Origin of the sequence: Pseudomonas sp. EL_65y_Pfl2_R95 (assembly GCF_963971045.1) — a bacterium.
GTDB lineage: Bacteria > Pseudomonadota > Gammaproteobacteria > Pseudomonadales > Pseudomonadaceae > Aquipseudomonas.
Map to the genome: position 1 here is coordinate 507,983 of NZ_CAXAOV010000004.1, position 12,586 is coordinate 520,568.

Sequence of the window (12,586 nt, forward strand, 5' to 3'; positions counted from 1 at the left end):
TTCCTACAGGGCTGTAGATGATTAGATTTTGTAGTATTCGATCTGCTGTGATCTTGACCGTCTCATTCTTTTCACCACTGCTTCGCTCGACACTCACACTGATTGCTAAGTTTCGGCATCTATCAATTTGCTGTTGCTTACTGCTTTCAGGTATTGCGGTGGCCCAGCCGCAGGCGCCAAAAAGCGTAGTTTTCTGGTATGCGGCTTCTCCTCCTTTGGCCGAGCTTTCTCAATTTGATTGGGCTGTGGTCGAGCCTGCGCACCTGACCGAGAAAGATGTCAAGTATTTGCGTGATCAAGGCGCTCAGCCGTTTGCATATTTATCTGTCGGTGAGTTCGACGGCGATCTAAAACAACTGCAAAACCAAAGCTTGCAAACCGGGGCCAGCCCAACGCGCAATGACGCGTGGCAGAGTCAGGTTATGCGACTCACTTCTGACGTTTGGCGCAACCATCTGTTGCAGCGCGCTAAAGCACTCAAGGCCCAAGGCTACAGCGGCTTGTTTCTCGATACCCTGGACAGTTTCCAGCTGCTGCCCAAAGACCAGCAAGAAGCTGAGCGCGTTGCCTTGCGTGATTTTCTCAAGCAGTTGGCCAGGCAGGAACCCGACCTCAAACTGTTTTTTAACCGGGGCTTTGAAGTATTGCCCGAGCTGAAAGGTGTGGCTGCAGCCGTCGCAGTTGAATCTATTCATGCAGGTTGGAATCCATCCAAGCGTACTTACCGTGAAGTCCCGGCCAGTGATCGTGAATGGCTTGAGGGCCATATCAAACCATTGCGTGAGCAGGGAATTCCGCTGGTTGCCATTGATTACCTGCCTGCAGAACGCCGCGACGAAGCCCGTAAACTGGCCAAGCAACTGCAAGACGAAGGTTTTATTCCTTTTGTGACCATGCCTGATCTTAATTACTTGGGCGTCAGTTCGATTGAGGTGAAACCTCGCAGAATCGCGCTGATATATGACCTGCGCGAAGGTGAGTTGAATAAGTCTGCAGGGTTCAATGTGCTCGGAGGTCTACTGGAATACTTGGGGTATCGAGTCGACTATATCGCAGCGGATGAATTGCCTAAAACTCCAGCAGCCGGACTTTATGCCGGTGTTGTGTTCTGGATGAACACAGGGCCGCTGGTAGAGCCCGGTGTGTTCAACAAGTGGGTCAGCCAGCGTCTTGATGAGCATGTACCGCTGGCTTTCTTTATGGGCTTGCCCATAGCTGACCCGCAACTCTTACATCGTCTTGGATTGCGCACTAGCGCTGCTGTAGTTAGTAAAGACGCCACCATCGTTGAGTACGACAAAACGTTGGTGGGCAGCTTTGAGGCGCCAGTAAAAATGCGCTTCCGAGATTTTGTGCCAGTTAGCGTATTGGCCGATGGCCCAACACCTGCACTGGTTGTCAGTGATCAAGGCGAACAATACGCCCCTGTCGCACTGGCGGATTGGGGCGCAATTGCAATGAGTCCGTTTGTGCTCGAATTTATTCCGGATCAGAAGCGTTGGATCATCGATCCTTTTGCCTTTTTGCAGCGGGCTTTGAAGCTAGAGGACATGCCGCGCCCTGATGTGACTACTGAAAACGGTCGCCGTATTGCAACTGTGCATATTGACGGTGATGGTTTTGTCTCGCGGGCTGAGGTGCCAGGAAGCCCTTATGCGGGTACAGAGGTGCTCAATAGCTTTATCAAACCGCATAATTTCCTGACCTCTGTTTCAGTCATTGAAGGTGAAGTTGGACCCAAAGGGATGTACCCGCATCTCTCCGGCGAGCTGGAGCCGATTGCACGCGAAATTTTTGCCGATAACAAGGTTGAAGTGGCTACGCATACTTTCAGTCACCCTTTTTTCTGGCGACCGGAAGATGCAAGCAAGAGTGAGGACTTTGACCCTGAGTACGGCTTCATGATGAAGATTCCGGGGTACAAGAAAATTGATTTCAAGCGTGAAGTTTTTGGCTCCACGGATTACATCAACCAGCGTCTGACTACGCCTGAAAAACCGGTAAAAATGATCTTTTGGTCGGGTGATGCGATTCCAGATGCGGCGACCATAAAGTTGGCCTACGACAAAGGCTTGACCAACGTGAATGGCGGCAACACCGCCTTGACGGATGCGTTCCCTTCTGTGACCAATCTTTATCCGTTAGTTAAACCGAGTGCCGGTGGCGTGCAGTTTTACGCGCCAGTAATCAATGAAAACGTTTACACCAACCTTTGGCATGGCCCGTACTACGGTTTTCGCGATGTTATGCAAACGTTTGCCTTGACCGATAAACCGAGGCGCTTACGTGGCTTGCATCTTTATTACCACTTCTATTCGGGAACCAAACAGGCCTCGATCAAAGTCATGGGCGAGATCTACCGCTCAATGCAGTCCGAGCATCCTATGTCGTTGTGGATGAGTGATTACATTCCCCGTATGCGTGGTTTGTATGAAACCAGCATGGCCCAGCGTACTGATGGCAGTTGGCAATTTCGTGGGTTGAACAAATTACGCACCGTGCGTATTGATCCGGCAATGGGCTGGCCCGACTTGAGCCTTTCCAAAGGTGTAGCAGGTGTCAGGGATTTGGAGCAGGGGCGCTATGTGCATTTCAGTAGCGAGTTTCCCTTGCTGGTGCTGCGCAAGACGCGTGACCCGCGTCCGGCGTTGGAGGAAGCCAATATCCCGCTGACCGACTGGGTTTATCTGGATGATAAAACGGTGCGGGTTTCATTCTCCGGGCAATTCCCATTGCAGTTCAGTGTTCGTGCTAGCTCGGCGTGCTCAGTTGAGGTTGCAGGTAAGCGCTATGAAGCCAAGGCAGTTGACGGTCTTTGGCAGTTCAATATTGATAGAACACAGGTGAAAGATGCGCAGCTCACCTGTCGTTAAAAAGACTCGTCTACTCAGCCCTTGGATTCTCCTGCTGATTGCCATATTGGTTGGGGCTCTATTGGTCGTGAGTTTCTCTGGCAAAGACACCTTTCTGCCGGACGATAACAAGCCCGATGCGGTTTCGGTTAACTATGCTGAGCTGCTGCTCAAAGCCGACCCCGAAAATCAGGAGCTGCGTGAAAAATTGATCGGGCAACTGATTGAGTTGGGTAGCTACGATGCTGCGCGAAGGCACATCGGTGAGCTGCCAGTTTCTTCGCCTGACCTCAAAGATTTTTTCGAGCTTGATTTAGACACCTTGGAGGCGCTGGCCAAGGCAGAGGGTGTTGATGCAGAGACCAAGTCGGCATTGGTGGCGCGAATAGAGGCCTTGCCGCGCAAAAACCTGAGTGATGCCCAGCTTAAGCGCGAAGCGAGTTATGCCCTTGCTTTAGGTGCTCCTGCTGTTGCCGCGCCAATCTATGACGAGCTGGCGGTGCGCGAGCCTGAACTGCGGGCCCATTGGCTGAGTCAGGCCGCCAAATGGTTTATGGCTGGCGCTGAGCCTGCGCGAGCGGCCGATGTTTACAAGTTGCTACTTGACGATGAGAAGGACCCTGAAAAGCGTCAAGCGTTGATATATCAGGCGCTTTTAGCCTTGCGTGGAGCTGGCCAAGACGGCGCCGCAGCCATTTTCCTTAGTGAAAACATCGCCGCGTTGACTGGCCAGGACGCTGATTTATTGCACGAGGGCTTTCAGGCTGCCATGGGCAGCAATCGATATGATCTGGCGGAGCAGTTTGTCCGCATCTGGCGTGAACAAAAACCGGATGACATCGGGGTGGTTAAGGCAGAGTTCGACCTGCACATGGCCTCTGGCGATATAGCTGCTGCCTGGCCGTTGGGTAAGTTGTTGGTTGAGAACGATCCAGACAACCCAGCGTTATTAACCACCATGGGCCAGTTGGGGGAGTGGGCCGGGCAATCCATCGCTGCGCTCGGTTACTGGGAGCAACTGCTGGCACTTAATGAAGACCCAACTGTTCGTGAGCGAGCATGGCGTTTAGCTGCGCAGTTGTTCGAGTTTGACCGGGCAATACCTTTGCTGGTAGACCTGAGCGAGTTGCGTGAGCTGACTACGGCGGAGCTTGATTCGCTGGTGTATAGCTATGAGTCCTTGGGCGAGCCTGAGGCGGAAGAAAAATGGCTGCGCAGCTATATCAAGGCCCAGCCTCAGCACGAACTGGCGTGGGTCCGCCTGCAGCAGTTGCTTGACCGAACGCAACAATTTGCAGCTGAAGCTGCCGTTTTGGCGCAAATGGATAAGCGCTTCGGTATTTCAACCGATCTGCGCATTAGTTGGGCCCAGGCGCATTGGAGGCTATTCGATGAGGCCTCTGCGTGGCAGGTCCTCACCGCTAAAAATGCCGGTGCTGAGAAAGTCACCAGTATTGAATACTGGCGTGTGCGTGCTGAACTGGCTTGGGCTTTGAATAATGATCAAGATACTCAGTACGCGTACGAGCGTTTAGTTGCGCTTAATGCACCGCTATACAGTTCAGATCGTGAACAACTATTGAGTATCTATCAGCAAAGCGATCCTCATAAAGCGCTAGCGTTAATGATCTCGTATTGGAATGCCAGGCATAAGCCGAGCAGGCTTGTCAGCGCCCTCGAGTTGGCAGAGCAATTGGGTGAGTGGAAGCTTTATGCAGCGCTGGTAGAGAGTGCCAAAGGTTTCCCTGAAACTGAGCGGCTTCCTCAGCTGTGGAGTGCACGTGCACAACTGGCTTTACGCGCAGGAGATAGTGCGAGTGCCGAGCGGATTCTCAAGCAAGCCCTAAGCAAGTTTCCAGCGCAGAATATGTTTCGTGGGCAATTATTGTGGCTTTACATCGACCAAGGTCGGCGCGATGACGTTGAACAGTCGCTGAGTAAATGGCAAACGATCGCCCGTTATGATGGTGTCATGTGGCTTCCTTTTGCCAGTGCCAACTTAATGCTCAACCGGAACGAGCATGCACTGGCCTGGTTTAAGCTTTATCTGCAGGCCCACCCTGGTGACCTGCTGGTCAAAGCGACCTATGCCGATGCTCTTCAGGGCGCAGGTTATGAGGAAGCTGCATTGCGCCTACGCCACAAGTTGCTCAAACAAATGCAGGCACAGAAACTGCCTGATGATCCGGATACCGTACGTACATACTTGCGTTTGCTCAGCAGCGCCCAGTCGCAGAATGCAGCTTACGCACAGACCGTCAAATTGGCTGGCCACTCCAAAACCATGCTGCAAGTCTGGTTCGAGCAGTTCACCGCCCAGCTGAGTGCGAATGGCCAGGATGATGTGACGGGCCAGTGGCTGGCATGGGCAGGCGGTCAGGGATTAAAGATTGAGCGTTATGAGCAACTGAGCGAGGCGCTGCGCACCATGAATCGCGATCGCTTGCAGGCTGAACTGGATAAAGATGGTTTGGATCCGCTACAGAAAACTGAAGTGCTCGCTGCGCTGGGTAAAGATGGTCAAGCCCATGCTTATGCACTGAGTCATATTTCTAATCAGTATCCTGACGCGGTTAGCAATCAGCTCAGAGCCACGGCAGCCAGTGGCATTGAGGCCAACCCTCAGGGCGCACAACTGGGTTGGCAGAGCCAAGACTTTGGCGGTCTTAAGCTTGAAGGCGCGCGCGCGGCTATTGCCCGCAATATCACAGATGACTGGTATGCCCGGGTCGATTTGTTCGACGGCCGTTATGACTCGCAAAGCCTTGATGAAGGCGTGATGGGTAATGAACGTAATGCTGAGCTGACATTGCAGCGGGCAATGGACAATGGCCTGTTTGGTATCGAGTTGGACGCAAGCTGGCGCGACGATGAAGATCGCTTTGGTTTCGGCCTGTTCCGTACCTTACAGCTGACTTCGAGCGACTTACTCCGCTTTGATTTGGACGTTCATCGTGAAGCGGATGAAAGCGGCTTGTTGCGTGCACTGGGTATGCGTGACGGTCTGACTGTTGGTGGGCAACATAACCTCACAGCACGCGACCAGATCGCCTGGTCGATTGGCCAGCAGTATTACCAGACCCGCCAAGGTGATGACATCGGCTCAGGCCAGAAGTACAACTTGGAATTTAACCACACGCTATTTTTTGCCGGGCCCGCTTGGGTGGTGCGCACGGGTGTTGACTACCAGAGCAACAGCCTGGAGAACAGCTTGCCTGAAGATTTGCTGACTTCTGCCGCTCTAGGCAATGCACCTGGCTTAGCAGGTGGCGCTTTAGATGAAGAGGGCGCCACTCCAGAAACCCTGCTCGAAGAGCGTTATGGGCAATTGTATCTGGGCACAAATTTCCAGCGTGGCTTGCCTGGCTCACTGAATCGCAGCCACCCGCAATACACCTGGTTTGTAGATATGCAGGCAGGCTGGCAATGGGTTGAGCAAGAGGTTAACTACGCCATCAGTACGGGCGTGGGTATGGAGGTGATTGGCGATGATGAGCTGGCATTTTCCATGGGTTACCAATCGGCACCGCAAAACGGCGATGGCGAGGCGGGCGGTACCGCCGCAATTACTTACAGCACCCGTTTTGGGCGTTGAACATAGATTTAAATGGAGGAACTGACAATGTTGAGTATTCGCAAGCTGGCCTTGTTGGCCGTGGTTGTCGCTGTATCGGGCTGTTCCAGTTTCACCACGCCTGATAGTCAGGTGTTCCCGCGTGAAGCACAGTGGGGCGTTCTGCCTTTAGTTAACTATTCACAAGCGCCTCAAGCCGGCCAACGCAGTGAGCAGATTTTGCTCAGCGTGTTGAACGAAGAAGGTCTGCACCCGCGCCTGTATCCGGCAAGCGTGCAGGGTGAGCTGCCATTGCTTGATGACCGCGCGCGTCTTGATGAGGCGCTTAACTGGGCGCGTCAACAAGGTCTGGATTACGTCATCAGCGGTAGCGTTGAAGAATGGCAGTACAAAAGCGGTCTTGATGGTGAGCCTGCGGTAGGCCTGAGCTTGCAAGTGCTCGAGCCGGCAACAGGGCGGGTGCTCTGGAGCAATAGCGGCGCTCGTGCGGGCTGGTCTCGTGAGAGCCTGGCTGGCACTACCCAAAAAGTCCTGCGTGAATTGGTCGGCGAATTACAGGTTCAATAATGGCAACTGAGTCTGCTCACAAGGACTTTGCCCTCGCGCCTCGCGCCAGTGGTCGGGTCTCCTGGATCGAAACCCTATTAATCAGCGTGATTGCAGTTGCGCTTGGTTATTGGCTGTCGCCCGCTGATCCATTGTTGGTGCATGGCTCATTCCCATGGCTGATTCTGGCGCCACTGTTGATGGCCGTTCGATATGGCTTTATGCGTGGCTTGATCAGCGCTCTGATCATCGTTGCTGCACTTTTTCTCTATCGGGCAAATGGTCTGGAGCTTTATCAACAGTTGCCGACATCGTTTATCGTCGGTGTGTTGATTGGCGCAATGCTGATTGGTGAGTTTCGTGACATTTGGGAGCGACGCCTGGAGCGTCTCAACCTGGCCAACGAGTATCGCCAGTTACGTCTTGATGAATTTACGCGCGCGCATTACATCCTGCGTATTTCCCATGATCGTCTGGAGAAGCGTGTAGCCGGTAATGATCAAAGCCTGCGCAGTTCGCTACTGGGGCTGCGGGCAAAAATGCGCGAACTACCGCGCGAAGGTTTGGCTATTTCGGTATTGGCTGAATCGATTCTGACGTTGCTTGCGCAATATGGATCATTCCGCGTGGCCAGCCTGCATCTGGTCAATGACAGCAAAACCGTGGTGCTTCAACCCCTAAGCAGCATGGGCGAAGTGCAGCCTATGCAGGCCGATGATTTGTTGGTCAGGCAATGCTTGGCCCAAGGCCAGTTGGTCAGCGTGCGCGAAGAGTTAATGGAGCGCGGCGAGCATCGTCGCCATTCGCAATATCAGGTGTGTATTCCGCTCATGGATACCGAGGACAGAATTGTGGCTTTGCTGGCGGTTGAGCAAATGCCTTTCTTCTCCTTTACCCAGCGGATCCTCAGCCTGTTGATGATTTTGTGCGGGCATATTGCCGACATGCTGCAAACCGATGTGCAAACGCTGCAGCTAACCGATATGGATGCCCAAGACTTTAGCCTGCAGTTAAAGCGCTCGATCAATGATGCGGTCGAGCACGATCTAGAAGCGCATATGTTTGTCATCGAGGCCAGCCCGAGTGAACATCATGATGCATTGCTGCGCTTGATTCAGGACAGCCGTCGCGGTCTTGACGTGCAGTTGCGCACCCCAAACGAGCGCGGGCACGAGTGCGTGTTAGTGCTGTTGCCGCTAACGTCGGCAGATGGTGGCCAAGGCTACCTGACTCGCCTTAATAATATTATTCATGAGCGTTTTGGTCTGGATCAGAGCTTCGAGTCACTGGGGATTGTAATTCGCGAGTTCGATATCGACGGCCAAGGTGGCAGTGAAAACCTGCAGCGTTTTCTGTTCAACGAGTGTGGGATCAATGATCAGCAAGTGGCTATTTAGCGGGGCGTTACTTTTCGAGCTGAGCAGTTTTGCTGCCTTCCTCGAAAACCTATCCACAGTTGAGGCCACGCTGCTGTATGTCTCTGCACATGGCGTGGCGAGTTTAATGCTTTGCGCGGGCGTGTGGTTGCTGCTGCCGCGTCGTTATAAGCGCCCACTGCCGTGGAGTCCGCTGGTGCTCTTTAGCCTGGCTTTCTTCATCCCCATTCTTGGCACTTTAGGTGTGGTCTTGGCAGTGTTTCCTGCGCTTTATCTGCCTCGCCGGCCAAAGCAACAGGTTTCGCAATCAATGGGCGTGCCTGAGTTGCCATTTCGTGCTCAAGAAATGGGTCGTGATTTGATGTTCAGTGATGGCGGCTTGCAGGATGTACTGCGCCATGCGCCGAGTCCTGAACGCCGCACCATGGCTTTAATGGCCACGCGCCGGATGAATGGCAAAGACTCTATCCCCATTCTCAAGCTGGCACTGCGCGACCCTGCCGACGATGTGCGTTTACTGGCGTATTCGATGCTCGATCAACAAGAGAGTCAGATCAACCAGCGTATTGAGAAGACGCTCACTCAACTGCAAGCGGCCCCCGAGGCACAGCACACCGCGCTGCACTCGACGTTGGCACGCTGGTATTGGGAGCTGGCCTATATGGGGCTGGCGCAAGGGAGCGTGCTGGAGCACGTACTCAATCAGGCGCGTGAGCATGTGGAGCGTGCGTTGAGCATGGGTGCTGGCGATGACATGCACTTATTGGCAGCCCGCATTGCAATGGAGCAAGGCCTGCTCGACGAGGCGCTCATTCATTTATCAGCGGCCAAGGCTGCGGGCTTGGCGCAGGAAAAAATTGCACCTTTCAACGCTGAGATTGCATTCCTTCAAGGACGCTACAGCGAAATTCCTGAGCACTTGGCTCAATTGTCTAGCGAAGCCCTGAAGCGGCCGCCGTTTGGCGCGCTGGCGAGATATTGGTTATGAAGAATAAAGCGCCAGACGAAGCGCCAATTGCCGATATTTGTTTACTGCTTGAAGGCACCTGGCCTTATGTGCGCGGTGGCGTTTCCAGTTGGGTTAACCAGTTGATTCTTGGCTTGCCTGAGCTGACATTTTCGGTGTTCTTTATTGGTGGGCAGCAAAGCGCCTACACCAAGCGTCAATACGCCATACCGCCGAACGTTGTTCATATAGAAGAGCATTTTCTGGAAAGCTCTTGGACAGCCGGCCGCGCTGTTATGTCAGCCAAGCGTGAAGGGCCGAGGGCTGAAATCAATGCCCTGCATGAATTTTTCCACCATCCCGACGAGCCTCGTCCTGAGCAGGGCGAGCACGTGCTCGAGATCCTCGCTTCAGGCACTGTGACCCTGGATGATGTGCTGCACAGTCGCGCCAGCTGGGATGCGGTAACGGAAGGCTATACCAAACATTGCAGCGATCCTTCGTTCGTCAATTATTTTTGGACGCTGCGGACCATGCAGGCGCCATTAATGATGCTGTGTGAAGCCGCCATGCGCATGCCGCGGGCTCGCGCGTTGCACTCCATCTCTACCGGTTATGCGGGGCTGCTCGGCAGCATTCTGCAGTCACGCTGGGATTGCGCCTATGTGCTGAGCGAGCATGGTATTTATACCAAGGAGCGCAAGATTGATCTGGCTCAGGCCAGCTGGATTTCCGATAGTCCGGATGAAGCCTTAAAGACCGGCATCGACTCTGAGGTCAATTACGTACGTCGCTTATGGATTCGTTTCTTTGAGCGCATTGGCCTGCTTGCTTACCGCTCTGCAAATCCAATCACTGCTTTATATGAAGGCAATCGCCAGCGTCAGCTAGCGGATGGTGCTGACCCGCAGCGCGCACAGGTCATTCCCAACGGTATCGCCATGGACGTCTGGAACAATGCCATTACCCAGCGCCCGGCCGGGATTCCACCCATAGTTGGCCTGATTGGCCGGGTGGTACCGATTAAGGACGTGAAAACTTTTATTAGGTCGATGCGTGGCGTGGTCAGCGCTATACCCGAAGCAGAAGGTTGGATTGTCGGGCCTGAGGAAGAAGATCCAGAGTACGCCAGCGAGTGCCATAGCCTGGTTGTCAGTCTTGGCCTGCAAGACAAAGTGAAGTTCCTTGGCTATCGCAACATTCGCGAGCTACTGCCGGAGCTCGGGATGATGGTTCTCACCTCGATCAGTGAGGCGCAACCCTTGGTCATTCTTGAGGCATGGGCGGCGGGCACACCGGTTGTCAGCAGTGACGTTGGCTCCTGCCGTGAACTAATAGAGGGTGCCGAAGGGGAAGACCGTGCTTTGGGCTTGGCTGGTGAGGTGGTTGCCATCGCTGATCCGCAAGCAACCTCGCGGGCTATTGTTGGTTTGCTCAGCGATGCTTCGCGTTGGAGTGCCGCCCAGGCTGTGGGTTTAAAACGGGTGAACACCTATTACACCGAGACGTTGATGCTGCAACGCTATCGCACCCTTTATCACGATGCTATTGCCATGGGGGCACACTAAAATGGCTGGCATTGGTTTTGAACTGCGCAAGATTCTTTCGCGAGACTCCTACACCTCGACTTTACGCGCTTACGTTTACGCAGGCTTGATCGGTTCAGGCCCCTGGGTGCTGTCGATTCTCAGTGTGATGATGATCGGGGTGCTCAGTCTAGGCATAGTAGTGCCAGAGCTGCTCATCAGACAGTTCCTTATTACCGTGACCTACCTGATGGCAACCTCGTTGATCATTACTGGCGGGTTGCAGTTGATGTTTACCCGCTTTATTTCAGATCGCCTGTTTGAAAAGGCCAATGATCGAATCCTGCCCAACCTGGTTGGCATGCTGTTGGTGGTAACGATCGGCGCGGGCTGTTTGGGCTTTGCAGTGCTGGCGACGCTATTCGAGGCCTCCTTCGTATACCGCTTGCTCGTAGTATCGAACTTTGTCGTGCTGTGTAACCTCTGGCTGGTGATTACCTTCCTGTCCGGGATGAAGGCCTACAACCGCATACTGCTCGTAATGCTCGCCGGTTATTCGTTAATGGTGCTCTGCGCACTGTTATTACGCTTCTTGAAGATGGAAGGCTTGTTACTCGCCTTTTTGATTGGGCACGCCAGCCTGCTCTTTATGTACCTGTTCGATATCTTGCGCGAGTACCCGGCTAAACAGCTGGTAGCGTTCGACTTCTTTAAGCGTCGGCAAGTGTTCTATAGCTTGTTGGTCACTGGCCTTTGCTACAACCTCGGTGTGTGGATCGACAAATTCATCTTCTGGTACACCCCAGCCACCTCAAGCCAGGTTATTGGTCCGCTACGCGCCTCTATTTTGTATGACCTGCCTATCTTCCTGGCTTACTTGGCGATTATTCCCGGTATGGCCGTGTTCTTGGTCCGCATTGAAACCGACTTCGCCGAATGGAATGAACGTCTGTATGTAGCCATTCGCGGTGGTGAGACCTTGCAGCATATTGGTCAGCTCAAAGAGCAGATGATCCTGTCTATTCGTCAGGGCTTACTTGAGATCTGTAAGGTGCAGGGCGTAACGGTGACGCTGCTGTTCTTGCTGGCGCCGCAATTGCTCGAATGGTTGGGCATGTCTAGCCATTACCTGCCGCTGTTCTATATAGACCTGATCGGTGTAAGCATCCAAGTGGTCTTCATGGCCCTGCTCAACGTGTTCTTCTATTTAGATAAGCGCGCCATCGTGTTGGAGCTGTGCATTCTGTTTGTGGTGCTCAACGCCGCGTTGACCGTATTAAGCATTTATATGGGTCCAAGCTTCTTCGGCTACGGCTTCACGCTGTCCTTGCTGGTCTGTGTGCTGCTGGCGCTAGGCCGCCTATCCAGCTCGTTGGATGACCTGGAGTACGAAACCTTTATGCTCAGCCGCTAAAGACCGGGGTTTTGAGGTTTTTGGGATTAGATTGAAATAAACCCTTGACGGCAAATCTGAGGTGCCTATAATGCGCACCTCTTCCGGCGTAGACCTCTCGGAAAACCTCTTGTAAAACAAGAAGTTAGCTTAAAAAGAGGGGTTGCAAAGCAACGAAAGTTGTGTAGAATGCGCCGGGCTCTGAAGGGTGTTTTAAAGCCTTTTAGAGTGATCGCCACGGTGATCGAAAGCGGTAGAAAAAGAGGTGTTGACAGCGAGTTTGAACGCTGTAGAATGCGCCTCCCGCTAACGAGAAGCTGGTTTGATCGGATAGCGCAAGTGGTTGAGTAGAAACGGTTTTCTTCGGAAAAGA

Annotated in this window: 7 protein-coding genes; all 7 read left to right on the forward strand. The window is 53.4% G+C overall.

Annotation, left to right across the window (positions count from 1 at the left end):
- Window positions 1-20: 20 nt before the first annotated feature.
- Genes AACY09_RS15785 through pelG form a run of 7 tightly spaced genes read left to right on the forward strand, consistent with a single transcriptional unit; the run spans window position 21 to window position 12,234 of the window.
- Window positions 21-2,873 (forward strand): endo alpha-1,4 polygalactosaminidase, encoded by a 2,853-nt coding sequence (locus AACY09_RS15785; RefSeq protein WP_445323859.1) that lies wholly within the window; start codon window positions 21-23, stop codon window positions 2,871-2,873.
- Entirely contained in the window at window positions 2,851-6,447 is a 3,597-nt protein-coding gene (locus AACY09_RS15790; protein WP_339489355.1) for a tetratricopeptide repeat protein, read from the forward strand. Before AACY09_RS15785 ends, AACY09_RS15790 begins: the two co-directional genes overlap by 23 nt.
- 27 nt (window positions 6,448-6,474) lie before the next feature.
- Entirely contained in the window at window positions 6,475-6,993 is a 519-nt protein-coding gene (locus AACY09_RS15795; protein ID WP_339489357.1) for a penicillin-binding protein activator LpoB, read from the forward strand.
- A complete protein-coding gene (locus AACY09_RS15800) occupies window positions 6,993-8,369 on the forward strand; it encodes a PelD GGDEF domain-containing protein (RefSeq protein ID WP_339489358.1) in 1,377 nt (458 codons plus the stop codon). The genes AACY09_RS15795 and AACY09_RS15800 overlap by 1 nt, the downstream gene beginning before the upstream one ends.
- Window positions 8,347-9,336: a HEAT repeat domain-containing protein gene (locus tag AACY09_RS15805; protein WP_339489359.1), complete on the forward strand. Its 990-nt coding sequence runs from the start codon at window positions 8,347-8,349 to the stop codon at window positions 9,334-9,336. The genes AACY09_RS15800 and AACY09_RS15805 overlap by 23 nt, the downstream gene beginning before the upstream one ends.
- Window positions 9,333-10,862 carry a GT4 family glycosyltransferase PelF gene (pelF, locus tag AACY09_RS15810; RefSeq protein ID WP_339489360.1) on the forward strand — a complete coding sequence of 510 codons (1,530 nt, stop codon included), beginning with the start codon at window positions 9,333-9,335 and terminating at the stop codon, window positions 10,860-10,862. Before AACY09_RS15805 ends, pelF begins: the two co-directional genes overlap by 4 nt.
- A gap of 1 nt (window position 10,863) precedes the next feature.
- Entirely contained in the window at window positions 10,864-12,234 is a 1,371-nt protein-coding gene (gene pelG / locus AACY09_RS15815; RefSeq protein WP_339489361.1) for an exopolysaccharide Pel transporter PelG, read from the forward strand.
- Window positions 12,235-12,586: the final 352 nt, after the last annotated feature.

Bases quoted from the DNA above. Each gene is read 5' to 3' on its own strand.
- AACY09_RS15790 (WP_339489355.1), top strand. From the start codon at position 2,851: ATGCGCAGCTCACCTGTCGTTAAAAAGACTCGTCTACTCAGCCCTTGG.
- AACY09_RS15795 (WP_339489357.1), top strand. From the start codon at position 6,475: ATGTTGAGTATTCGCAAGCTGGCCTTGTTGGCCGTGGTTGTCGCTGTA.
- AACY09_RS15800 (WP_339489358.1), top strand. From the start codon at position 6,993: ATGGCAACTGAGTCTGCTCACAAGGACTTTGCCCTCGCGCCTCGCGCC.
- AACY09_RS15805 (WP_339489359.1), top strand. From the start codon at position 8,347: ATGATCAGCAAGTGGCTATTTAGCGGGGCGTTACTTTTCGAGCTGAGC.
- pelF (WP_339489360.1), top strand. From the start codon at position 9,333: ATGAAGAATAAAGCGCCAGACGAAGCGCCAATTGCCGATATTTGTTTA.
- pelG (WP_339489361.1), top strand. From the start codon at position 10,864: ATGGCTGGCATTGGTTTTGAACTGCGCAAGATTCTTTCGCGAGACTCC.